Origin of the sequence: Aquibium oceanicum, assembly GCF_001889605.1 — a bacterium.
Taxonomy (GTDB): domain Bacteria; phylum Pseudomonadota; class Alphaproteobacteria; order Rhizobiales; family Rhizobiaceae; genus Aquibium; species Aquibium oceanicum.
In genome coordinates this window covers 363,864-387,081 of the sequence record NZ_CP018171.1, presented here as the reverse complement: position 1 = coordinate 387,081, position 23,218 = coordinate 363,864, and the positions used below count along the sequence as shown (strand labels likewise).

26 protein-coding genes are annotated in these 23,218 nt (G+C 63.2%); 19 read left to right on the top strand and 7 right to left on the bottom strand.

Going from position 1 to position 23,218, the window contains the following annotated elements:
• Positions 1-3: 3 nt before the first annotated feature.
• Entirely contained in the window at positions 4-708 is a 705-nt protein-coding gene (locus BSQ44_RS01960) for a Tim44/TimA family putative adaptor protein (RefSeq protein ID WP_072601694.1), read from the bottom strand.
• A 186-nt stretch (positions 709-894) separates the two neighbouring features.
• Between BSQ44_RS01960 and BSQ44_RS01955 the strand changes: the two genes are divergently transcribed.
• Positions 895-1,374 (top strand): FxsA family protein, encoded by a 480-nt coding sequence (locus BSQ44_RS01955; RefSeq protein WP_072601693.1) that lies wholly within the window; start codon positions 895-897, stop codon positions 1,372-1,374.
• A gap of 116 nt (positions 1,375-1,490) precedes the next feature.
• Positions 1,491-1,994, top strand: coding sequence for a protein-export chaperone SecB (gene secB, locus BSQ44_RS01950; protein WP_072601692.1), 504 nt, complete (start codon positions 1,491-1,493; stop codon positions 1,992-1,994).
• Positions 1,995-2,009: 15 nt separating this feature from the next.
• Here the strand turns inward: secB and dnaQ are convergent, their stop codons facing one another.
• The 5 genes from dnaQ to BSQ44_RS01925 all read right to left on the bottom strand — a co-directional run bounded on the left by dnaQ (position 2,010) and on the right by BSQ44_RS01925 (position 5,690).
• Positions 2,010-2,756: a DNA polymerase III subunit epsilon gene (gene dnaQ, locus BSQ44_RS01945; RefSeq protein ID WP_072601691.1), complete on the bottom strand. Its 747-nt coding sequence runs from the start codon at positions 2,754-2,756 to the stop codon at positions 2,010-2,012.
• A gap of 63 nt (positions 2,757-2,819) precedes the next feature.
• Positions 2,820-3,413, bottom strand: a complete 594-nt coding sequence (coaE, locus tag BSQ44_RS01940) for a dephospho-CoA kinase (protein ID WP_072601690.1) — start codon at positions 3,411-3,413, stop codon at positions 2,820-2,822.
• Positions 3,410-4,252, bottom strand: a complete 843-nt coding sequence (locus BSQ44_RS01935) for a shikimate dehydrogenase (protein WP_072601689.1) — start codon at positions 4,250-4,252, stop codon at positions 3,410-3,412. Before BSQ44_RS01935 ends, coaE begins: the two co-directional genes overlap by 4 nt.
• Positions 4,245-4,844, bottom strand: a complete 600-nt coding sequence (locus BSQ44_RS01930) for a Maf-like protein (protein ID WP_072601688.1) — start codon at positions 4,842-4,844, stop codon at positions 4,245-4,247. Before BSQ44_RS01930 ends, BSQ44_RS01935 begins: the two co-directional genes overlap by 8 nt.
• Before the next feature lie 24 nt (positions 4,845-4,868).
• The gene (locus tag BSQ44_RS01925; protein WP_072601687.1) at positions 4,869-5,690 is read right to left on the bottom strand and encodes a pyruvate, water dikinase regulatory protein; all 822 of its coding nucleotides are present in this window, start codon (positions 5,688-5,690) and stop codon (positions 4,869-4,871) included.
• 401 nt (positions 5,691-6,091) lie between these two features.
• Between BSQ44_RS01925 and hemE the strand changes: the two genes are divergently transcribed.
• The 8 genes from hemE (at position 6,092) to BSQ44_RS01885 (ending at position 14,835) form a co-directional block, all read left to right on the top strand.
• The gene (gene hemE / locus BSQ44_RS01920) at positions 6,092-7,117 is read left to right on the top strand and encodes a uroporphyrinogen decarboxylase (protein WP_072601686.1); all 1,026 of its coding nucleotides are present in this window, start codon (positions 6,092-6,094) and stop codon (positions 7,115-7,117) included.
• Between the two features lie 5 nt (positions 7,118-7,122).
• Positions 7,123-7,656 carry a protoporphyrinogen oxidase HemJ gene (gene hemJ / locus BSQ44_RS01915; RefSeq protein ID WP_072601685.1) on the top strand — a complete coding sequence of 178 codons (534 nt, stop codon included), beginning with the start codon at positions 7,123-7,125 and terminating at the stop codon, positions 7,654-7,656.
• A gap of 146 nt (positions 7,657-7,802) precedes the next feature.
• Positions 7,803-9,068 carry a transcription termination factor Rho gene (gene rho / locus BSQ44_RS01910; protein WP_114579908.1) on the top strand — a complete coding sequence of 422 codons (1,266 nt, stop codon included), beginning with the start codon at positions 7,803-7,805 and terminating at the stop codon, positions 9,066-9,068.
• A 97-nt stretch (positions 9,069-9,165) separates the two neighbouring features.
• Positions 9,166-10,500, top strand: a complete 1,335-nt coding sequence (gene mnmE, locus BSQ44_RS01905) for a tRNA uridine-5-carboxymethylaminomethyl(34) synthesis GTPase MnmE (RefSeq protein WP_072601684.1) — start codon at positions 9,166-9,168, stop codon at positions 10,498-10,500.
• Positions 10,501-10,579: 79 nt separating this feature from the next.
• Positions 10,580-12,469 carry a tRNA uridine-5-carboxymethylaminomethyl(34) synthesis enzyme MnmG gene (gene mnmG, locus BSQ44_RS01900; protein ID WP_235633323.1) on the top strand — a complete coding sequence of 630 codons (1,890 nt, stop codon included), beginning with the start codon at positions 10,580-10,582 and terminating at the stop codon, positions 12,467-12,469.
• Positions 12,466-13,107, top strand: a complete 642-nt coding sequence (gene rsmG / locus BSQ44_RS01895; RefSeq protein WP_072601682.1) for a 16S rRNA (guanine(527)-N(7))-methyltransferase RsmG — start codon at positions 12,466-12,468, stop codon at positions 13,105-13,107. Before mnmG ends, rsmG begins: the two co-directional genes overlap by 4 nt.
• A 20-nt stretch (positions 13,108-13,127) precedes the next feature.
• Positions 13,128-13,925, top strand: coding sequence for a ParA family protein (locus BSQ44_RS01890; RefSeq protein WP_072601681.1), 798 nt, complete (start codon positions 13,128-13,130; stop codon positions 13,923-13,925).
• Between the two features lie 31 nt (positions 13,926-13,956).
• The gene (locus tag BSQ44_RS01885; RefSeq protein WP_072601680.1) at positions 13,957-14,835 is read left to right on the top strand and encodes a ParB/RepB/Spo0J family partition protein; all 879 of its coding nucleotides are present in this window, start codon (positions 13,957-13,959) and stop codon (positions 14,833-14,835) included.
• Positions 14,836-14,863: 28 nt separating this feature from the next.
• On the opposite strand, the gene holA is transcribed toward BSQ44_RS01885, so the two are convergent.
• Positions 14,864-15,904 (bottom strand): DNA polymerase III subunit delta, encoded by a 1,041-nt coding sequence (gene holA / locus BSQ44_RS01880; protein WP_072601679.1) that lies wholly within the window; start codon positions 15,902-15,904, stop codon positions 14,864-14,866.
• 94 nt (positions 15,905-15,998) lie between these two features.
• Here holA and BSQ44_RS01875 point away from each other — a divergent pair, with 94 nt between their 5' ends.
• From BSQ44_RS01875 to BSQ44_RS01835, 9 genes are all read left to right on the top strand, one after another.
• On the top strand, positions 15,999-16,388 hold the full coding sequence (locus BSQ44_RS01875) for a 5-carboxymethyl-2-hydroxymuconate Delta-isomerase (protein WP_072601678.1): 390 nt from the start codon (positions 15,999-16,001) through the stop codon (positions 16,386-16,388).
• A gap of 10 nt (positions 16,389-16,398) precedes the next feature.
• Entirely contained in the window at positions 16,399-17,925 is a 1,527-nt protein-coding gene (gene hpaE, locus BSQ44_RS01870) for a 5-carboxymethyl-2-hydroxymuconate semialdehyde dehydrogenase (protein WP_072607795.1), read from the top strand.
• A gap of 1 nt (position 17,926) precedes the next feature.
• The gene (gene hpaD, locus BSQ44_RS01865) at positions 17,927-18,907 is read left to right on the top strand and encodes a 3,4-dihydroxyphenylacetate 2,3-dioxygenase (RefSeq protein WP_072601677.1); all 981 of its coding nucleotides are present in this window, start codon (positions 17,927-17,929) and stop codon (positions 18,905-18,907) included.
• Positions 18,904-19,785 (top strand): fumarylacetoacetate hydrolase family protein, encoded by an 882-nt coding sequence (locus BSQ44_RS01860; RefSeq protein WP_072601676.1) that lies wholly within the window; start codon positions 18,904-18,906, stop codon positions 19,783-19,785. Before hpaD ends, BSQ44_RS01860 begins: the two co-directional genes overlap by 4 nt.
• Complete coding sequence (hpaH, locus tag BSQ44_RS01855) at positions 19,778-20,581, top strand: 2-oxo-hept-4-ene-1,7-dioate hydratase (RefSeq protein ID WP_072601675.1); 804 nt, start codon at positions 19,778-19,780, stop codon at positions 20,579-20,581. Before BSQ44_RS01860 ends, hpaH begins: the two co-directional genes overlap by 8 nt.
• Before the next feature lie 101 nt (positions 20,582-20,682).
• Positions 20,683-21,192 carry a prolyl-tRNA synthetase associated domain-containing protein gene (locus tag BSQ44_RS01850; protein ID WP_072601674.1) on the top strand — a complete coding sequence of 170 codons (510 nt, stop codon included), beginning with the start codon at positions 20,683-20,685 and terminating at the stop codon, positions 21,190-21,192.
• 34 nt (positions 21,193-21,226) lie between these two features.
• The gene (gene trxA, locus BSQ44_RS01845; RefSeq protein ID WP_072601673.1) at positions 21,227-22,207 is read left to right on the top strand and encodes a thioredoxin; all 981 of its coding nucleotides are present in this window, start codon (positions 21,227-21,229) and stop codon (positions 22,205-22,207) included.
• Between the two features lie 82 nt (positions 22,208-22,289).
• Positions 22,290-22,961 (top strand): LON peptidase substrate-binding domain-containing protein, encoded by a 672-nt coding sequence (locus BSQ44_RS01840; protein WP_072601672.1) that lies wholly within the window; start codon positions 22,290-22,292, stop codon positions 22,959-22,961.
• 27 nt (positions 22,962-22,988) lie between these two features.
• Complete coding sequence (locus BSQ44_RS01835; RefSeq protein WP_072601671.1) at positions 22,989-23,213, top strand: Trm112 family protein; 225 nt, start codon at positions 22,989-22,991, stop codon at positions 23,211-23,213.
• The last annotated feature ends 5 nt before the right edge of the window (positions 23,214-23,218 follow it).

Below are 23,218 nucleotides of genomic sequence, written 5' to 3'. Positions count from 1 at the left end.
CTGTCAGTCTTCGGCTTCGGTGGCCACGAGCTTCCAGTTGGGATCGCGCGAACGCGTATCGCGGGCGAAGGTCCAGACATCCTTCACTTCGGCGACCGTCTCGGGGTCGCCGTCGATGACCGAACCGGCGCTGTCGCGGGTCGCCGAGATGAGTTCGCTCACGATGCGAAGCGTGACGTGCGCTTCGGTGCCCTTCATTTCGGCCGAAACGATGTCGGCCTTTTCGATGCCGACGAAGGAGGACTGGATCTTCTCCGAGCGGGTCTCCCGCTCTGCGATCGCCTGCACGAAACCGTCGTAGACTTCGCGGGACAGGAGGTTCTTCAGCGTCTTCCGGTCGCCATCGGCATAGGCCATGACGATCATCTCGTAGGCCATCTTGGCGCCATCCAGGAAGACCTTGGGATCGAAGCTGGGATCGGCATCCCGGATCGCCCGCAGACCCTTGTTCAAATCCGTGCCGGGCGCGGCGGTCTTGTCGATGTCCGCATAGGCCGATTCGGTGTCGCCCGTCGCCTTGCGGCGTGGCAGGGAAACCACGTTGTCCTGAGGCGAAGGCCCCTCGGTTTCACGGGTACGGTTTGCGGTGTAAGGATCGAAGGGCGGTTTCTCGCTGCCGGTGCGGCGGCCGAGGACATTCCGCAGCTGCAGGAATATCACGACCGCAGCCACGATGAAGAACAGTGTCCCGAAGTCCAAGAATTCCATCTCGTCCGCCAAACAATCCTGTCGGGCCGCGCCAGGGCCGAAAAAACCCGTATCCTGATCAGACGCCGCGCAACCTCATTACGCCCATATAGAACGCGCCGGTCTATCATTCAAATCCAATGCGGCGCTAACTACCTATAGGGTTGACGCCTTTTCTCCACCCCAAAGCCCCGGAAAGATTCCGACGTGCGATTTCCCTTCCTCTTCATCCTCTTCGTCGCGGTCCCGCTCATGGAGATCGCCGCTTTCGTGCTGGTCGGCAGCCGGATCGGGGTCGTCGCCACGCTGGCGATGGTGCTGGTCACGGCACTGGTCGGTTCCATCCTCCTTCGCGTGCAGGGTTTCGGCCTTCTGAGCCGTATCCGCCAGGAGGTCGATGCCGGACGCGTGCCGCAGCGCGAACTCGTCCACGGCGTGATGATCCTGCTTGCCGGGCTCCTCCTGCTGCTTCCGGGATTCGTGACCGATGCCATGGGATTCCTGCTCTTCGTGCCGGCCTTCCGCGATGCCGCCTGGCGCTTCCTCAGCGCGCGCATCGTCGCCAATGTCGATATTCGCGGCATGGATCTCGGCCGCGCGCGGCAAAAAGACAGCCGGACCATCGATCTCGACGAGGAGGAGTACTCGCGCTCCACCGACCCGAACTCGCCGTGGAAGCGCGACTGACCCGCACCGGCGAGACGGCGAAACGCCCGTTCAGCCTTGTATCGCCACAATGTGCGTGATAGCCAACCGCCCAAATTGCGCCGCCCGGGCGGCGGTATCAAAGAAGGAACGACCGGATGGCGAACGAGACCAACGAGAACGGAACGGCAGGCGCGGCCACTGCCGGCAACGGCGCCCAGCCGTCGCTGAACGTGCTTGCACAGTATGTCAAGGATCTCTCCTTCGAGAGCCCCGGCGCACCGGGTTCGCTGCGCGGTCGCGACAAGGCTCCGAACATCGCAATCAACGTCAACGTCAACGCGAACCCGATGTCGGGCACCGAATACGACGTGACGCTGACGCTGAATGCCAAGGCGACCGTCGACGAGACCGTCCTGTTCAACGTCGAACTGATCTATGGCGGCGTCTTCCGGGTCGCGAACTTTCCGAAGGAGCACGTCCTGCCGGTGCTCTTCATCGAGTGCCCGCGGCTTCTGTTCCCGTTCGCGCGCCAGATCATCGCCGAAGCGACCCGCAACGGCGGCTTCCCGCCGCTGATGCTCGATCCGATCGACTTCGCGCAGATGTTCCAGCAGAAAATCGCAGAGGACCAGGCGCGCTCCAAGGTCCAGGTCAGCTGAGGCCAGTCGACCCGGCTATTCCGCAGCATGCGTGAAGCCGGAGGCCGGTTCCCGGCCCTCCGGCATCGCGATCCGCTTCCAGATCGCCGCGTCTCCCAGCCCCTCGACCATCGCCGCGTGTGCGGCGCGCTCTGTCGGCAGAAGCCGCGGAGCAAGCGGGATCCGGCGCCGCGCGACCGCCGCGACCACACTCATCCCGCCCGCATCGATCTCGACCGCCGCCTCGACGACTTCCAGTCCGAGCGCGGCCTGCTTGCCGCCGACGAGTTCGATGTAGACTTCCGCCAGCAGCTCCGAATCGAGCAGCGCGCCGTGCTTGGTGCGGCGGCTGTTGTCGATCGCATAGCGCTTGCACAGGGCATCCAGTGAATTCGGGCCCATCGGATGCTTGCGGCGTGCCATCGCCAGCGTGTCGACGACGCGGTCGGGAAGCAGTGGCTCGATGCCGACCCGCTTCAGCTCCTGGTTCAGGAAGTTCATGTCGAAGGTCGCGTTGTGGGCGACGAGCTTGGCGCCGTCGATGAAAGCCAGGAACTCTCCGACGATCTCGGCGAAGGTGGGCTTCCCGGCAAGATCGGCCATGCTGATGCCGTGCACAGCCTGGGCTTCCGGATGAATCTCCCGGCTGCTGGGGTGAATGTAGAAATGGATCGAGCGGCCCGAGGGGAAGCGGTTCACGAGCTCGACGCCGCCGATCTCGATGACGCGATCCTCCAGCGGGTCGAGACCCGTGGTTTCGGTGTCGAAGATAATTTCCCGCAAAACGCCCGGCTCCGATTCGTGATCGCGACGAGCTTAGCCGATTTCGAGCGGAAATGTACCCGTTCAAGCGGGGCGGTGGCCCGTCAGTTCACCGATTATTGCCGCCACCGCCTGGCGCGCCGGCTCCATGCCCTGCCCGGTGTCGATGACGAAATCCGCCCGGGCGCGCTTCTCGGCATCCGGCATCTGCTTCGCGCGGATGGCCTCGAACTTTTGTTCCGTCATGCCTGGGCGCTTCAGCACGCGCTCGCGCTGTACCTCGGGAGAGGCGGTGACGACGACGATCCGGTCCACTCGGTCGGCGCCGCCGGCCTCGAAGAGCAGCGGGATGTCCAGCACGATCAGCGGGGCGCCTCGCGACTCTTGAAGCCTGACGAATTCGGCTTCTGCTTCGCGGACGAGCGGATGCACGATCGCCTCCAGCTTCCGCATCGCCTCGCCGTTTCCCAGGACGGACTGCGCCAGCCGCGTGCGATCAACAACGCCGTCCCTGATGGCCTCGGGAAACGCCTCGCCGATCAGCGGCACTGCCACTCCGCGGTAGAGTTCGTGCACCGTGGCATCCGCGTCGTTCACTGGAACGCCGAAATCGGCGAACATTTTCGCCGTCGTCGACTTGCCCATTCCGATCGAGCCGGTCAGTCCGAGGATGATCACTTGCGCAGGTCCATATCGGCGACGACGAGCGTCCTCAGCTCCTCGGTCACACAAGGCCGGGTACCGAACCAGCGCTCGAAGCCGGGCACGGCCTGGTGGAGAAGCATTCCGAGCCCGTCGACGATGGTCAGTCCCCGTGCGCGCGCGGCAGCGAGCAGCGGCGTGATCAATGGAACGTAGACGATGTCGGTGACGACTGCATGATCGGGCAGTGGCGCGAGATCGATCGCTTCGCCGGCGTCTCCCGCCATACCGAGCGGCGTGGTGTTTACGAGCAGGTCGGCATCCGCGAGAAGTTCGGGCACGGCGGCCCAGCCGTGCGCGGTTACCTTCGGCCCGAAGCGATCGGCGAGTTCCCTCGCTCGCGCGGGGCTTCGGTTGACCACCCTTATCTCCCGGTAACCCTTCGCCGACAGCGCATGGACGATCGCGCGCGCGCTTCCGCCGGCACCGAGCACGACCGCCGTGCCGCCAGCGCTCCATTGCGGTGCACGGGCATCGAGATTGGCGGAAAAGCCGGACCAGTCCGTGTTCGTCCCGCACAGGCGGCCATCCTCCAGCCAGACGGTGTTGATCGCCCCGACGATCCTCGCGGCTTCGTCGATGCGGTCGGTCGCCGCGAAGGCGGCCTCCTTGTGGGGGATGGTGACGTTGCCGCCAGCGTAGCCCGCCGCCGCAAGTCCCCTGATGAACGGATCGAATTCGGATGGCGCCACGTCGACCGCGACGTATTCGCCGGTCAGGCCGAGCGTTCTAAGCCAGTATCGGTGGATCAGCGGCGACCGCGAATGCGCCACCGGATGCCCGCAGACGAATGCCCGCGTCCGTGCGTCAGCCATCGATCGCGCCCAATGCCCTGAGTTCCGCGAGCAGCGGCAGAAGCGGAAGACCGACGATGGTGAAATAATCCCCCTCGATCTTTTCGAAGAGCTGGATTCCGCGACCCTCGACCTGATAGGCGCCGACGCTCGAAAGCGCGTCGTCGCCCACGGCCGACAGATAGCGTCCGACGAAGCCCGGATCGAGCTCGCGCATGGTCATGGCGGCTACCGCCACATGACGCCAGATCGTCTCGCCGTCGCGGACGATCACCACCGCGCTGTTGAGATAATGCGTCTTCCCCGACAGCCGCAGCAGATGGCGGCGCGCGCCCTCCATGTCCTCGGGCTTGTGGAAGACCTCGTCTTCCAGCGACAGAGTCTGGTCCGAGCCGATCACGAAGGCGCCGGCATGCGCCTCGCTCACCGATGTGGCCTTCGCTTCCGCCAGGACGGAGGCGATGTCCTCCGCACCTGCGCCTGAATTCGCCAAGGGGGCCTCGAGGGATCGCTCGTCGAGATCCGCCCTGACTACCTGAAAGGTCACGCCGGCATTTTCCAGCAACTGGCGCCGGAATGGGCTGCCCGAGGCGAGGATGATCTGGTCGCGCATTTTCGTTCTCCTTGGCCGGTCCCGCTAGCGGCTGCGACCGCGCAACGCAAGGATGGCGGCCGCGGTTTCCTCGATGGAGCGGCGGCTGACATCGATCATGGGCCAGCCGTAGCGGTTGCAGATCTGCCTGGCGTAGGTCAGCTCCTCCGAAATCACCGTGCGATCGGCATAACGTTCCGCATCGTACCCAGCGCCGGTGCCGAGAATCCGGTTCTGGCGCACGTGCGAGATGCGTTCGGCGGAGGCGATCAACCCGACGATCAGCGTCCGTTTCGCCTTCTTCAGGCTGTCGGGGATGTCGACGCCCAGGACGATCGGCAGGTTCGCGGTCTTGATGCCGCGGTTGGCGAGATAAATGCTCGTCGGTGTCTTCGACGTCCTTGAAATACCGACGAGCACGATGTCGGCCTCGTCTATGTCCGTCGGCAGCTGCCCGTCGTCATGCTCCATGGTGAAGTTCAGCGCGTCGATGCGGCGAAAATATTCGGCATCGAGCACGTGCTGCGCGCCGACGCGTCGGCCGGCCGGTTCTCCCAGATAGGACTGGAAGACGGTGAGCACGGGTTCGAGTACCGAAACGCAAGGCAGGCCCATTGCCGCGCAGCTCTCGTCGATCATGCGGGCCAGCGGCTGGTCGACGATCGTGTAGAGGACGATCCCCGGTTCGCTGTCGATCTCCTGAAGCACGGCGGCAAGCTGCCGCTCCGTGCGGATCAGCGGATAGATATGCTCGATCGCACGCGCATCCTTGTACTGGGCCGACGCCGCCCGGCCGGCGGCCAGCAGCGTCTCGCCGGTGGCATCCGATATGAGGTGGAGATGAAAGAAGTTTCGCGGCTTGTTCACAGGGGAAAGGCCTGTCCTGTGGGAATCAGGGGATGGTTTGGCGAGACCGCGAGGTGCGGCCGGCGCGACTGTATCAGAAGCCGTTTCATCCACAATTCGGATGGGTGTGGAATTGTCTCCCGGGCTGGGGAGGAAAAGGCGGGCGGTAGAAGTCGTCCGGAACAAGCCTGCACGATCGCAATAAGCGGTGCCGGATCAACTCCCTGTTTGTGAACAGGAATTCTGGACAATCCCCGCTATCACCACCGCCGCCGCGACACTATGCACGCGCGCGATCGGAGGTACCCGCGCTGGCGCGGATGGGGAAAAGCCGATATCCCCGATTCTGACAGAGTCTAAGAACAATCAGATTCCTTAAAAAAGAGATTCTCTTTTTCATTGAGGGCGGAGAGGTGACGCAGATGGCAGTCGAACGACGGATGATGCGCGTCCTGAAGGGCGAGACTGTCTATCCTCCTCCGATCTGGATGATGCGCCAGGCTGGCCGCTATCTGCCCGAGTACCGGGAAGTGCGGAAAGAAGCCGGGAGCTTCCTCGATCTCTGTTACAATCCCGATCTCGCCGTCGAAGTGACCCTGCAGCCGATCCGGCGCTTTGGCTTCGACGCATCGATCCTGTTTTCCGACATTCTCGTCGTTCCCCATGCGCTCGGAAGGGATCTGCGCTTCGAAGAGGGGCAAGGACCGCTGATGACGCCGATCGATGAGACGGGCATCGAAGAGCTGAGGACGGATGCGTTCCACGAGCGACTCGCCCCCGTCTACGAGACCGTGAGGCGTCTGCGGCACGAACTTCCGGCCGAGACGACGCTTCTCGGGTTCTGCGGCGCCCCTTGGACGGTCGCCACCTACATGATTGCCGGGAAGGGCACGCCCGAGAAGGCGCCGGCTCGGCTGTTCGCCTACGAGCATCCGCAGGCCTTCGCGAAGCTTCTCGATGTCCTGGCGGACGTCTCTGCGGAGTATCTCATCCGGCAGATCGACAATGGCGCGGACGCCGTCCAGATCTTCGACAGCTGGTCGGGTGTGCTCGACGAGGCTTCGTTTCGCACAATCTGCGAGGCGCCCGTCGCCAGGATGGTGAAGAAGATCAGGCAGGCGCACCCGGAAACCCCGATCATCGGCTTTCCGAAAGGCGCTGGCAGCCTCTACGACGGCTACAAGGCAAGCACCGGCGTGCAGGCACTCGGGCTCGACTGGGCCGTGCCGCTCTCCCAGGCGCGCCGTTTGCAGGCGCAAGGGACCGTTCAGGGCAATCTAGACCCGATGCGGCTCGTCGCCGGCGGCGAGGCGCTGTCGGATGGTGTGGCGGCGATCCTGGACGCGCTTTCGGACGGCCCCTTCGTCTTCAATCTCGGACATGGCATCACGCCCGAGACCCCCATCGAGCATGTCGAGGCGATGATCGCCCAGGTGAGAGGGCGCTAGAGCCAATGGAAAACAGCGGATCGACAGGCGGACGCACCGCCGCGCGTCGCGCAGCCGTCGCGATCGCGATCTTTCTCGCCTTGACGGCGCTGCTGTTTGCAATCGACCCGGACAGTTTCTATCTCTGGGCCAAGGCCATCCATGTCATCGCGGTGATCTCGTGGATGGCCGGGATGCTCTACCTGCCGCGTCTGTTCATCTATCATTGCGATGCCGAGCCCGGCTCGGTGCAGTCCGAGACCTTCAAGGTGATGGAGCAACGGCTCCTGAGGGTCATCATCAATCCGGCGATGACCGTCACCTGGGTCTTCGGGCTCTGGCTCGCCTGGGACGGCTTCCGGTTCCAGGCCGGATGGCTCCACGTGAAGATCCTTCTGGTTATTCTCTTGTCGGGACTTCACGGCTACTTCTCGGCCGCGGTCAGGAAGTTCGCGGAGGATCGAAACGACAAGCCGGCGCGGCACTGGCGTCTGATGAACGAAGGCCCGACGGTGCTGATGATCGCGATCGTGATCCTCGTGATCGTGAAACCGTTCTGAGACCGTCAAAAAGCCTTCTTGCGCTGGCGTCGTGTCGGCTATAAAAGACCGGCTTCCTCCCTGTACAGCGCAGCCGAGCCGTATCCAGTTCGCCGCCGGCAGTCGCCGCATCCCGCTGTATCCCCTCGCACATTCAGAGTTTTTCCATGCAGGAAATGAAACTACAGGAATTCAAGAACAAGAAGCCGACCGATCTCATTGCGTTCGCCGAATCGCTGGAAGTCGAAAACGCCAGCGTGATGCGCAAGCAGGAGCTGATGTTCGCGATCCTGAAGAAACTCGCCGCGCAGGACATCGAGATCATCGGGGATGGCGTCGTCGAGGTCCTGCAGGACGGGTTCGGCTTCCTGAGGTCGGCGAACGCTAACTACCTGCCCGGCCCGGACGACATCTACATCTCGCCCTCGCAGATCCGCCGCTTCTCGCTGAAGACTGGCGATACCGTCGAAGGCCCCATCCGCAGCCCCAAGGAAGGCGAACGCTACTTCGCGCTGCTGAAGGTCAACACGATCAACTTCGACGATCCCGAGAAGATCAGGCACAAGATCCATTTCGACAATCTGACGCCGCTCTATCCGAACGAGCGGCTGAAGATGGAGCTCGAGAACCCGACGACCAAAGACATCTCCTCGCGCGTCATCGATCTGGTCGCACCGCTCGGCAAGGGCCAGCGCGGCCTGATCGTCGCGCCGCCGCGCACCGGCAAGACCGTCCTGCTCCAGAACATCGCCCATTCGATCACATCGAACCATCCGGAATGCTTCCTGATCGTGCTCCTGATCGACGAGCGGCCGGAGGAAGTCACCGACATGCAGCGCTCCGTGCGCGGCGAGGTAGTGTCGTCGACCTTCGACGAACCGGCGGTCCGCCACGTCCAGGTCGCCGAGATCGTCATCGAAAAGGCCAAGCGCCTGGTCGAGCACGGCCGCGACGTCGTGATCCTGCTCGATTCCATCACCCGTCTCGGCCGCGCCTACAATACCGTCGTGCCGTCGTCCGGCAAGGTGCTGACGGGCGGTGTCGACGCCAACGCCCTGCAGCGGCCGAAGCGCTTCTTCGGTGCCGCGCGCAACATCGAGGAAGGCGGATCGCTCACGATCATCGCGACCGCGCTCATCGATACCGGCAGCCGCATGGACGAGGTGATCTTCGAAGAGTTCAAGGGTACCGGCAACTCCGAGATTGTGCTCGACCGCAAGGTGGCCGACAAGCGCATCTTCCCCGCCATGGACATTCTCAAGTCCGGCACCCGTAAGGAAGATCTTCTTGTCCAGCGTCAGGATCTGCAGAAGATATTCGTATTGCGTCGCATCCTTTCCCCGATGGGAACGACCGACGCGATCGAGTTCCTGATCGACAAGTTGAAGCAGACGAAGAGCAACTCTGACTTCTTCGATTCCATGAATACTTGATCTGTTTGTCCGATGACGATCCGTGATCGGAGCTGAATTTCCTATATTTAGGAAGTCGATGTAAAGATCGTCACATCTATGGCGGGCGGGTTGTACGATGTTCCGCGATACGATTTACGCTCTTTCCTCCGGCAACCTCCCGTCGGCCGTCGCGGTCGTCCGATTGTCCGGCCCACACGTGCGGGAGGTCCTGACGACACTTGTCGGTTCCGTACCCGAACCACGGCAACTGGTGCTGGCAACGCTCCGCGACTTGGACGGCGGGGTGATCGACCGCGGGTTCGTCTCCTACTTCGCAGCCCCGGCCAGCTTTACCGGGGACGACAGCGCCGAGTTCCAGGTCCACGGCAGTATAGCTGTGATCGCGGCCTTGTTCCGGACGTTTGCCGCTTTGCCCGGCCTCAGGACGGCCGAAGCTGGCGAGTTCGCGCGACGGGCCCATGTCAATGGCAAGTTCGATCTGACGGGCGCCGAGGCCCTCGCCGACCTCATCGAAGCCGAGACGGAAGCGCAGCGACGTTTTGCAATTGCCAATGCGAGCGGCAGAACATCTGAGCTCTACCAGAGTTGGCGTGAGCGGATTATTCATGCACGCGCCATGATCGAAGCGGAACTCGATTTCTCGGATGAGGAAGACATCCCGGGCGCGGTGGGATCGACTGTGTGGGCGGGAATTGCGGAACTCCGTGTCGAGATTCTTGAGCACATCAAGGGTTACCGCACTTCGGAAATCATCCGCAATGGGTACCAGGTCGCGCTGATCGGACTACCCAATGCGGGAAAATCCAGCCTTCTCAACGCGTTGATCCGCCGCGACGCGGCGATCGTTTCGGAGGAGCCTGGAACGACACGAGACCTCGTCGTAGTTAACCTCGACCTCTGCGGTGTCAAAGTTGTGCTGACCGATACCGCGGGATTGCGGGAAGGTGCAGGTCCGGTCGAGCAGCAAGGTATAGAACGTGCGCGCGAAGCTGGCCGTTCGGCACAACTGGTACTGCGGCTGCACGATCTCTCGGCTTCTTCAGACACCACCGTCCAGGATCGGTTCGAAAACGAAATCAAGGTGGGGACCAAGTCCGATCTCGTCGGGTATTCGGACCTGACAACGATCGAGGTGGGTCCGCTTGCCGATCTGAAAGTGTCGGCCAAAACGGGCGCGGGGCTGGAGGCTCTTCTAGAGCGCATCCGGGAACATGCCGTTACGGCGGTTTCCACATCACAGAACTTAATCCCTTTCCGCGAGCGCCATGTCGCCCAATTGGTCGAGGCGGAACGGTTGCTCGGAAATGCGCTAACCGAGGACTCGCTTGATCTGGAGCTGAAAGCGGAACTAATGCGGCGCGCCAGCCTTGCCTTGGGGAGGATCATAGGCGATGTGGATGTCGAAGACGTGCTGGATGTAATCTTCTCGAGATTCTGTATCGGGAAATGACTCACGTGAAACAATGCCGAGAGGAACCGGCGTGACTCACGTGAAACATTCCAGCTCATACGAGACGCTAGGGTAGACGGTGAACTTTAAAAGCAATTCCTTGCGCTACGATGTCGTGGTCATAGGTGGTGGCCACGCCGGATGCGAGGCCGCCTCCGCCTCCGCTCGGTCCGGAGCTCTTACCGCCCTGGTTACACTGGACCCGGACAAGATCGGCGTCATGTCGTGCAATCCGGCGATCGGTGGTCTTGGAAAAGGCCACCTCGTACGCGAAATTGACGCCATGGACGGCCTCATGGGTCGGGTCGCGGATGCGGCGGGGATTCAGTTCCGTCTTCTCAATCGCCGGAAGGGCCCGGCGGTTCGAGGTCCTCGCACACAGGCCGATCGCAAACTCTATCGTGTTGCCATGCAGTCAGAGATCAACGTGCAGGCCGGTCTCGACGTTGTGGCAGGTGAGGTAGAGGAACTGATCCACTCCGACGGACGGGTCTGCGGCGTCCTACTGGGTGATGGAAGGAGTATTCTCTGCGGCGCGATCGTCGTCACGACGGGTACTTTCCTTGGAGGCCTCATCCATATCGGCGAGCGGAATTTTCCTGCCGGGCGCATGAATGAAAAGGCCAGCGTCAAGTTAAGTCATTGGTTTCGTTCGAAAGGTTTGCGGATGGGTCGCCTGAAGACTGGTACTCCGCCACGCCTGGACCGGAATTCAATCGACTGGGCCGGTTTGGAGATGCAGGCGGCGGACGATACGCCGTCGCCATTCTCCTATATGACGAAGAGCATCACAAACCCGCAGATCGAATGCGGTATTGTCCGCACGACGACGGAAACGCACGGTATCATAAGGCGGAACCTCGATCGGTCAGCGATGTATTCCGGCAATATCAAGGGCGTAGGCCCTCGATATTGCCCATCGATCGAGGACAAGGTGGTCCGGTTCGCCGATCGCGACGCGCACCAGATCTTCCTCGAGCCGGAAGGTCTGGATGATGATACAATCTATCCGAATGGCATATCTACGTCTCTGCCAGAAGATGTCCAGCTACAGCTCGTCCGCTCGATTCCGGGCCTGGAAAGAGCGGTCATTCTTCAGCCCGGTTATGCAATTGAGTACGACCACATCGATCCCCGGGAGCTGCATCCCACTCTTCAACTGCGCACGGTCGAGGGAGTTTATCTCGCGGGTCAGATCAATGGGACGACGGGTTACGAAGAGGCGGCCGCGCAGGGCTTGGTGGCCGGTATCAACGCGGCGCGATTCGCGGGCGATAAGGATTGTACAACTTTCAGCCGGAGCGAATCCTATATCGGGGTGCTGATCGACGATCTCGTCTCCCGCGGCGTCTCGGAACCCTACCGGATGTTCACGTCGAGGGCGGAATTCCGCCTCACCCTTCGGGCCGACAATGCGGATTCGCGTCTTACACCAAGGGCTATAGACCTCGGCATGGTTTCTGCTGCCCGCCAAAATGCCTTTGATCAGAAGATGCAGGAAGTGGATGCCGCCAGGACGATATCCAGGGAAAGGTCGCTCACGCCGAATGAAGCGCGGCGCCATGGATTGTCGGTCAATGCCGATGGCGTTAGGCGCAGCGCCTATGAGCTGCTCGCCTATCCCGATGTAACCATCGGGCGACTGTCGGCGATCTGGCCGGAGTTGAATGGTTGGCGGCCGGACGTTGCGGAACTTATTGAAACTGAAGCAAAATATGCAGTCTATCTCGACAGGCAGGAGGCAGACATTGTTCTGTTGCGGCGAGAGGAGTCGATGGCGATTCCGGCGGATTTCGACTATCAGCGCTTGTCTGGTCTTTCGAACGAACTCAAGCAGAAGCTGGCCGGGCGTCGTCCGGGGTCGGTCGCCGATGCCCAGAAGATCGATGGGATGACTCCCGCCGCGCTGGCATTTCTGGTGGCCTCGATTCGTGCGGAGGAGCGCAACAGGCGGCGTATCGCGTCGTGATTGGGGACCGATATGCTTCGCTTCAGGCTGTCGCAGGAGTTGTTTCACGTGAAACTTTTGAACGCCTGGAGGCTTTTGAAGGAATCTTTCTGCGCTGGGCCGCGCGTATAAATCTGTCCGCTCCGTCCACGCTGAATGATCTCTGGACCAGGCACATTCTCGACAGCGCCCAGCTAGCGGGCATCACGAAAGAGGGACCGATATCACATTGGGTCGATATCGGAACGGGGGGTGGATTTCCTGGAGCGGTTCTGGCGATTCTTGCCGAGGAGCAAAAGACGCGGTCCCTCTCCTTGGTGGAATCCAACGGCAAGAAGGCTGCGTTCCTCCGCAGTGCGCTGGCGGACCTCGCTCCACGCGCAGAAATCATCTGCGAACGCGCGGAAGATTACATTGCTGAGCATCCCGCGCCGCAAGCCATGAGCGCCAGAGCGCTTGCGAACCTATCATCCTTGGTGAGCCTCTCCGAGCCCTGGTTGGCTAGGGAAACGATAGGCTACTTCCATAAAGGGCGGGATTACCGTGGAGAGCTCCAACTAGCGCATGACACGTGGAATCTCGATCTGATACAACACCAGAGCGCCGTCGACGTCGAAAGCGTCATCCTTGAGATTCGAAGCGTCCGGCGCAAGGGCTAACGCAAGGCAGGATTTCTCAGATGCTGGGCGGCGCACGCATCATCACGATTGCGAATCAAAAAGGCGGCGTCGGAAAGACGACGACCGCTATAAACCTCGCTACCGCGCTGGCAGCGATCGGTGAGCGCGTGCTGATCGTGGATCTCGATCCACAGGGGAACGCCAGTACCGGACTTGGTATCGATCGTAAGGATCGTGATCGCTCTTCCTATGACGTGCTGGTCGGCAATATGTCGGTTGTCGAAGCGGCCATGAAGACCGCCGTGCCTGAGCTTTCGGTCGTACCGTCGACCATGGACCTGCTCGGGGTGGAAATGGAGATCGCGGGCGCTCCCGATCGGGCTATGCGACTGCGCAAGGCTCTACATGGGCCAAAGTCGAGCTCCGGCGATTACTCCTACGTCCTGATCGACTGCCCGCCTTCGCTCAACCTTCTCACAGTCAACGCGATGGCAGCGGCCGATTCGGTCCTCGTGCCTTTGCAATGCGAGTTCTTCGCGTTGGAAGGCCTCAGCCAGCTCCTCGAAACCATTGACGAGGTTCGAGCGAGCATCAATCCCGGGCTCCAGATCCAGGGGATCGTTCTGACGATGTATGACGGCCGCAACAATCTCGCCAATCAGGTCGTCGAGGATGTGCGGCTCCACATGGGAGAGAAGGTCTACCAGACCGTCATCCCCCGGAACGTGCGAGTTTCAGAGGCGCCATCTTACGGGAAGCCTGCGATCCTCTATGACCTGAAGTGCAGCGGTAGCCAGGCCTATCTCCAGCTTGCTTCCGAGGTCATTCGTCGGGAACGGCAGCTTCGCGCCGCCTGAAATTTCAACCTTCGACCGGATATTACCTGCGATGAGCGAAGATCTTTCGAGAAAGCGGCTGGGGCGCGGGCTCGCTGCGTTGATCGGCGAAATGGACAAGCCTGCCGACCCGCAGCGTGCAAGCGCTCCGTCGGACAGGAAGGTTCCGATCGAGTTCCTGACGCCCAATCCGCGAAACCCGCGCCGCCGGTTTCCCGAGGCCGAGTTGGCCGACCTGGCCCAGTCGATCAAGGAGCATGGTGTCGTCCAGCCCATAGTGGTGCGGCCCTCCGGATCGAGCCGTTTCGAGATCATTGCCGGCGAACGCAGGTGGCGCGCCGCGCAGCTTGCCGGGCTCAGCCAGGTGCCGGTCATCGTGCGCGAAGTGGACGATCGCGTCGCGCTCGAACTTGCGATCATCGAAAATGTCCAGCGAAGCGACCTCAACCCACTGGAAGAAGCCGGTGGCTACCAGAGCCTGATCGAGGAGCATCAGTACACGCAAGCGGACCTCGCCCAGGTGATCGGCAAGAGCCGCAGCCATGTCGCGAATACGCTCCGCCTGTTGCGGCTGCCTGAAGAGGTCCGGCAGATGCTCACGGACGGTGCCTTGTCCGCCGGTCATGCCCGCACGCTCGTTACTGCGGAAAACCCGAAGGCGCTGGCCGAACGGATCGTCAGCGAGGGCCTGTCTGTCCGGCAGGCCGAGGCTCTCGCACAGGCGCCGGCCCCGGGGCGGGCGCCCGAAACCAAGAGCAGTGCTGCTCCTAAGGAGAAGGATGCCGACACCATCGCACTGGAAAAACTCCTTTCCGATGCAATGGGGCTGGGCGTGGCGATCCATCACCGAGAGAAGGGTGGTGAGGTTCGCATCAGCTACTCGACGCTCGAGCAACTCGACGATCTCTGCCGTCGACTGCAGGCAGGCTGAACCGAGAACCCGAAGGCCGGGTGCGGCCTCAGCCTCGCCCGCGCGCCGCGGTCACCGCGAGGGCCAGCAGGCTCTGGCGGACGATCTCGGGCGCCAGTTCCGGTCGTCTGCGGGTCGCGAGGACGGCTTGCTGCAAGCGGTCCAGAGCGGCGGCCAATGCCTCCGTGGTCCACCGGCCAAGCGCATTCTCGATGATTCTTTTTCGTGCATAGAAGACCGGAGGCCTGGCCGAAGCGACGACGCTGGCAGCCGCCTTGCCGTTCCGGTCCATGTCGGCGCGCATGGCAGACAGAGCCTGAAACTGGCGCATCGCGGAGGATACCAGCGAGAAAGGGGCGGTACCCGACGCGAAGGCGCGCTGGAGGCGGCTGTCCATCTCGGCGTACTCGCCTTGCAGCATGGCGTCGACAACCTGGTCGCCTGTGACGCCGGACACGTCGCCCGTGGAGGCGATGACATCCTCGACATCGATCTGCTTCTCTCCGGCGCAGTAGAGAAGAAGTTTTTCGATTTCGCCGCGGCTTGCGAGCCGGTCGCCGCCGAGGTGGGACTTGAGGAGCTGCCTGGCTTCGAGCGAAATCGACGCGCCCGCCTCCTGCAACTGCGAATCGAGCAACTGGTCGAGGCTGCGACCCTCGTCCGCGTAGCAAGGCAATGCCATCGCGGCCGACGCGATTTCGATCGAGGAACGAAGCGGGCTTCCCTTCTTCAGTTCCCCTGCCTCGATCAATACGACAGTATCCCGCGGAGGGGTTTCCACCAGCGCTTTCACCGCGCTGACCAAGCCCTTTTGGGCGCCCGCATTCCGCACCCAGATCAGGCGCCGGCCGCCGAACATGGAGACGGTGTTCGCCTCGTCCGCCAGCCGGCCAGGGTCACTGTCGATATCCGAAGCCTCGAGCTTGACCACTGAGAACGGGTCGTCCGGATCGAGACCGGTGCTCATGCTGAATCGTTTCGCGCGCTCGGAGACGAGGCCGCGATCGCTGCCGTAGATCAGGACGACTGCCGTGCCGGAGTCCGGCCGCGACAGCCACCCATCGACTTCATGGGATTTTTTCTGCGCCATGCCCCACCCCTAGCATGCCGGATCGCGGATCGCACGACGGTTGACAAGGATGGGAGAGAGCACTTAACACGTTAAAAGATTGAGGGCGAACCATATGCCGCATTTCACCATGGAGTACTCGGCGAACCTGGACGGGAAGGTCGATGTCGGCGGGCTCTGCCAGGTGATACACGGCAAGATGCTGGAGACCGGCCTCTTCGAGGAAGGCGCGATCCGCGTCCGCGCGATCCGTTGCGAGGCCTATGCGATCGCCGACAAACTTCCGCAGAACGCCTTCATCGACATGAGCCTGCGGATCGGCGTCGGTCGTAGCGAGGCCGAGAAGAAGGGTGCCGGCGACGGGATCTTCGAGGCGGCAACGACCTATCTGAACGATCTCCTGGCAGAGCCGTATTTTGCCCTGTCGCTCGAGATTCGCGAAATCGACAGGGACCTGAGCTGGAAGCGGAACTCGATGCATTCCCGGCTCCGGAAATACCCGTGAAGGGGTGATGATGGCCACATTCGAAGAAAACCTGTCCAAAGCGGAGGCATATCTCGCGCGCTTCGCGCGGGACGGGGTGCTTAACCAGATCGGCGGCGAAGCGGTACCGGCACGGGACGGTGCGACTTTCGAGTCGTTATCTCCCGTCGACCTCAAGCCGCTGGCGACTGTTGCCCGATCGACCGCAGCCGATGTGGATCTGGCGGCAAAGGCAGCGAAGGCTGCATTTCCCGCCTGGGCTGCGATGCCGGGCGAGGCTCGCAAGAAGCTGCTCCACAGGATCGCCGATGCGATCGAGAGCCGCGCCGAGGAGATCGCGCTCGTCGAGTGCATGGACACGGGTCAGTCGCTGCGCTTCATGTCGAAAGCCGCGCTCCGGGGTGCCGAGAACTTCCGCTTTTTCGCTGACCGGGCGCCTGCCGCACGCGACGGGCAGTCGCTGAGGGGGCCCGGGCAGGTGAATATGACGACGCGGGTGCCGATCGGCCCGGTGGGTGTGATCACGCCGTGGAACACGCCCTTCATGCTATCGACCTGGAAGATCGCCCCGGCTCTCGCGGCCGGCTGCACGGTCGTGCACAAGCCGGCGGAGTTCTCGCCGCTGACGGCGCGGCTGCTCGTCGAGATCGCGGAAGAGGCCGGCCTGCCGAAGGGCGTGTGGAACCTCGTGAACGGATTTGGCGAGGATGCGGGCAAGGCCCTGACGGAGCATCCCGACATCAGGGCGATCGGCTTCGTGGGCGAAAGCCGGACCGGATCCCAGATCATGAAGCAGGGTGCGGACACGCTGAAGCGCGTTCATTTCGAGCTCGGCGGAAAGAACCCCGTCATCGTCTTCGCCGACGCAGATCTGGAACGCGCAGCTGACGCGGCGACCTTCATGATCTACTCCTTGAACGGCGAGCGCTGCACCTCGTCGTCGCGCCTTCTGGTGGAGGCGAGCATTTACGAGCAATTTACGGCGATGGTGGCGGAGCGCGCCCGCCGCATTAGGGTCGGCCATCCGCTGGACCCCGAGACCGTGGTCGGTCCGCTGATCCACCCGGTCCACCGAAAAAAGGTCTCCGACTATCTCGCCCTGGGCCAGGCGGAAGGGGCAACGCTCGCCGCCGGCGATGCGGCTTTCGAGGGTCCCGACGGCGGCTGCTATGTCCGCCCGGCCTTGTTCACCGGTGTGGACAACCACATGCGCATCGCGCAGGAGGAGATCTTCGGCCCCGTGCTGGTTGCCATCCCGTTCTCGGACGAAACGGAAGCGGTGGCGCTCGCCAACGACGTCCGATATGGGCTGACCGGATATCTCTGGACGTCCGACGTGACGCGGGCCTTCCGCTTTACCGACCAGCTCGAAGCCGGCATGATCTGGGTGAACTCGGAAAACGTCCGCCACCTTCCAACGCCCTTCGGCGGCGTCAAGAGCTCCGGTATCGGGCGGGACGGCGGCGATTGGTCCTTTGAATTCTACATGGAAACAAAGAATATTGCCTTCGCCACGTCGGCTCACAAAATACCGAAGCTGGACGGGCAGGGAGGATAAGATGCCGGTTCCCAGTCCAAACCTCTATCCCGATTTCAACATCGTCCGCCTCAGTCATGTGGAGTTCGTCGTCACCGATCTCGCCGCCAGCCGGACGTTCTATGCAGACCTGCTCGGGCTGCAGGTCACGCACGAGGACGAGGATGAGATATTCCTCCGCGCGCTTGAGGAGCGCGGGCATCATTGCATGATCCTCAGGAAAGGCGAGCGCGCCGAGGCAAACGTGCTCGGCTTCAAGGTCTATTCGGAAGAGGACCTCGACCGCGCGCAGACATGGTTTGCGCGCCGCGAATTGCCGACGTCCTGGGTCGAGCGCCCCTTCCAGGGCCGCACCTTGCGCACCCGCGATGTTTTCGGCGTCCCTCTGGAATTTTACTACAAGATGGATCGGCTCCAGCCGATCCATCAGCAGTACCGCCTCTATCATGGCGTGAAGCCGCTGCGGATCGACCACTTCAACTGCTTCTCGCCGAATGTCGACGCTTCGGTCGCCTTCTACAACGAGATGGGATTCCGCGTCACCGAGTATACCGAGGACGAGGACAGCCGAATGCTGTGGGCGGCCTGGATGCATCGCAAGGGCGGCGTCCATGACATGGCCTTCACCAACGGCCGCGGGCCGCGGCTGCACCACACCGCCTTCTGGGTCCCGACACCGCTCAACGTCATCGATCTGCTCGACCTCATGTCCACCACGGGATATCTCGCCAATATCGAGCGTGGGCCGGGCCGCCACGGCATCTCCAACGCCTTCTTCCTCTATATCCGCGATCCCGACGGCCATCGGATCGAAATCTACTGTTCTGACTACCAGACGGTGGACCCGGACCACGAGCCGATACGATGGGACCTTAAGGACCCGCAGCGCCAGACGCTGTGGGGCGCGCCCGCGCCGCGCTCGTGGTTCGAGGAAGGCACCGCCTTCGCTGGAGCTGGCGCGGTCGAGTCCATCCTGAAGGCCCAGCCGATCGTCGCGCCATGACAGGACATGCACATTTCCTGAGTTTCATCAGGAACGGGACCGCCGGGTACGGTATCGAGACGCCGGCCGGCATCGTCGATCTTTCCGCGCGCCATGGCGGGCGATGGCCGACTCTGCGGGAGGTAATCGCCGACGGCGCGCTCGACACGCTCGCGACGGAGGCCTCGCGGCTCTCCGCGGACTTTCCCGCCGATGGCATCACCCGCGGCATCCCCGTTCCTGCCCCCGAAAAGATCATCTGCGTGGGCGTGAACTATCCCGACCGCAACGAAGAGTACCGCGACGGCCAGGCTGCCCAGGCGAACCCGTCGCTCTTCGTGCGGTTTCCCCGCTCTTTCGTCGGCCACGAGGTTCCGCTTACCCGGCCACCGGAATCGGAGCAGCTGGACTACGAGGGCGAGATCGCGCTGATCGTGGGAAAGGCAGGCCGCAGGATCGCGGAGGCCGACGCTCTCTCGCACGTCGCGGCTGTCAGCCTTGCCAACGAAGGCACGATCCGCGACTGGGTGCGACATGCCAAATTCAACGTCACTCAGGGGAAGAACTTCGAAGGCACGGGATCGATCGGTCCCTGGCTCATTCCCTTCGCCGACGAAAGCCAGATCGCCGACATTACGCTGGAGACTCGGGTGAACGGAGAAGTCCGCCAGCGCGACCGCACCGGCCGCATGATTTTCTCCTTCCGCAGGATCATCAGCTACATCTCCACCTTCACCACGCTCGTGCCCGGAGACATGATCCTCACCGGCACGCCGACGGGCGCGGGCGCCCGCCTCGACCCTCCGGTCTGGCTGAAACCAGGAGACGTAGTCGAGGTTTCCGCCGAGGGTCTCGGTACCCTGCGAAACGGTGTGAAGGACGAAATTGTCAATGATTAGCCGGCTAGATTTAGGTCGAGCGGCTGAAGCCTTGGTCGAGGCGGAGACCACGCGGGTCCAGACCGGACTCCTCTCGCTGGCGCATCCCGACATGACACTCGACGACGCCTATGCGGTCCAGACCGCCTTCGTGCAGCGCAAGCTGGCCGCGGGGCGCAGACAGGTCGGCTGGAAGATCGGCCTGACGTCGCGGGCGATGCAGCAAGCGCTGAACATCGACACACCGGATTCCGGCGTGCTGCTCGACGACATGATGTTCGACGACTGCGCCACCATCCCGGCGGCCCGCTTCATTCAGCCACGCATCGAGGCGGAACTCGCCTTCGTCATGAAGGCGCCGCTGAAGGGAAACGGCACGAGCGTGTTCGACGTGATGAACGCCACCGACTACGTGACGCCGGCGCTCGAAATCCTCGACACGCGCATCCTGAGGAGCGACCCGCGTACCGGCAAGGCGCGCACCATCGTCGACACCGTTTGCGACAACGCGGCCAATGCGGGCGTCGTTCTCGGCGGGCGCGCCATGCGGCCCGATGCGCTGGACATGCGCTGGGTGGGAGCGATCGTCTCGCGCAACGCCCAGGTGGAGGAGACGGGCCTTGGTGCCGGCGTGCTCAACCATCCGGCCCGCGGCATCGCGTGGCTCGCCGACCGGTTGGCCCTCTACGGATCGTCGATCGAGCCGGGGCAGGTCGTGCTGGCCGGCTCCTTCATCCGGCCGATCGAGGCGCGCAGCGGGGATACGATCTTCGCGGATTTCGGGCCCCACGGCTCGGTGAGCTGCCATTTCGCCTGAAGGGCGCGTTCCCACCGGCCCTCCCGCCGCGCTTGGCGTGCTTGCACTCTCCGGGCCGTTTGGCCTAGACGGGGCGGGCTGAACAGACGCGGACCCGCATCATGCCGAAGACCCCGGCCGAACTCCTCGCCTATCTCGACGCGATCGGCATTTCGACCACCACGGTCGAACACCCGCCGCTGTTCACCGTCGCCGAGTCCCAGGCCTTGCGCGGGCAGATCGCCGGCGCGCACACAAAGAACCTGTTCCTGAAGGACAAGAAGGGGCGCTACTTCCTCGTCACCGTCGGGGAGGAGGCCGAGGTCGACCTGAAGACCATCCACCAGATCATCGGCGCCACCGGCCGTGTTTCCTTCGGGAAGCCCGACGCGCTCCTGGAACTCCTCGGCGTGCAGCCGGGCGCCGTCACCGCGTTCGGCGTCGTCAACGACACTGAAGGCCGGGTCACGCTGGTGCTCGACCGGCAGCTGATGCAGAATGCGATCGTGAACTGCCATCCGTTGACGAACGAAGCGACGACCTCCATCGCGAGCGGCGACCTTCTTCGTTTCGCCGAGGCGACGGGACACGAGCCGCTCGTCTTGAACGTGACGGGTGCGATGCCACATTGAAGGCGATTTTCGAACCAACCGGAAAGCCAGACAGATGAACAGCAGGGACAATCCGTTCGCCGGGCAGAGCGGCGGCTACGACATCAGCTTCGGAGCGCAGCCCCCCGCGGCCCGGGAACCGGCCGCGCCGGCGGCGGCGAACGGGGGTTCGGACCTGATCAAGGACACGACGACCGCCGGGTTCACCGCCGACGTCATCCAGGAATCGCGAAAGCAGACCGTGCTGGTCGATTTCTGGGCGCCGTGGTGCGGCCCCTGCAAGCAGCTGACGCCAGTGCTCGAAAAGGTGGTCCGCGAGGCGCGCGGCGCCGTGAAGCTGGTCAAGATGAACATCGACGACCACCCGTCGATCGCCGGGCAGCTCGGGATCCAGTCGATCCCGGCCGTGATCGCCTTCCGCGATGGCCGCCCTCTCGACGGGTTCATGGGCGCCCTTCCGGAAAGCCAGGTGCGCGAGTTCATCAAGAAGGTCGGCGGCAAGGCCCCGGATCCGCTGGAGGAGGCGCTGGAACAGGCTGCGGAGGCGCTCGCGGCCGGCGACCGCGACACGGCGGCGGCGATCTACGGCAGCGTGCTTGAAGCGGTGCCCGGCAATGCGGTGGCGGTCGGGGGGCTCGCGGGGCTAATGCTCGATGCGGGCGACGTCGACGCAGCGAGGGAGCTCCTTTCCGAGGTGCCGGCGGATGAGAAGGAGCCGCCGGAACTCGCCAGCGTGCGGGCGCGCATCGCGCTCGCCGAAGAGGTCAGCGCCATCGGCGATCCCCGCCAGCTTGTGCACCGGCTGGAAACCGACCCGCAGGATCACGATGCCCGCTTCGATCTCGCCCTGATCCAGAACGCGCAGGGCGATCGCATGGAAGCGGCGGACAATTTGCTCCACATCGTGCGTGCCGACCGGAGCTGGCGCGACGACGGCGCCCGCGCCCAGCTGCTGAAATTCTTCGAAGCATGGGGCATGACCGACCCCGCGACGCTCTCGGCGCGGCGCCGGCTGTCCTCGCTACTCTTCTCGTAGTCGGGCGGATGTCGATCCGGCCGTTGCGCTTTGCGCAAACTGTTCCATATCCGTAGGTGCGAGAGCGAGAGGAAGAAGCGGCGTGCAGGCGGGTAATGCCCATTACAGGAAGACAGGCGATCTGCCCGACGTCGTGCCGGTCTTTCCGCTGTCGGCGGCCTTGCTGCTGCCGAGCGGGCGCATGCCGCTCAACGTCTTCGAGCCGCGCTACATCCAGATGATCGACGACGTCATCTCCGGCAGCCGCCTCATCGGCATGATACAGCCGCGGCTCGACGGAGCCGTGCGGCCCGACGGCGAGCCCGAGCTTTGCGAGGTCGGGTGCCTCGGCCGCCTGACCTCGTTCGCCGAGACTGGCGACGGCCGCTATCTCATCGCGCTTCAGGGCGTGTGCCGCTTCCGGGTGGTCGAGGAGGTCGCCTCGCGCGCGCCGTTCCGCAAATGCCGAATCATGGTCTTCGGGGGCGACCTCGACCTCGAAAAGGAAGCGGCAGATGTCGACCGGGATGCGCTGTTGAAGGCGTTCCGGGCCTATCTCGCCGCCAACGACCTCGAGGCGGACTGGAACAGCATCAGCCGGGCGGAAAACGCCACGCTCGTCAACGCGCTTTCCATGATGGCCCCCTACGGCGCCAGCGAGAAGCAGGCGTTGCTGGAGGCGCCGGATCTCAGGACCCGCGCCGAGACCTTGATCGCCATCACCGAGATGGCGATGGCGCGGGAAGGTGACGGCTCCGGCGCGAGCCTGCAATAGACCTCCCAACAGGCAAGGGAAACAGACATGGCTGCCAGCGAGAGAACCGCCAGGATCGATCCGAAGCTTCTCGAGCTCATGGCCTGCCCGATGACCAAGGGACCGCTGGTCTACGACGCGGAAAAGTCCGAGCTTGTGTCGAAATCGGCCATGCTTGCCTACCCCGTGCGCGACGGCATCCCGATCATGCTCCCGTCGGAGGCACGCTCGCTCAGAACCGATGCGCCTGGCGCGAAACCTGGGAAGACCTGACCGGT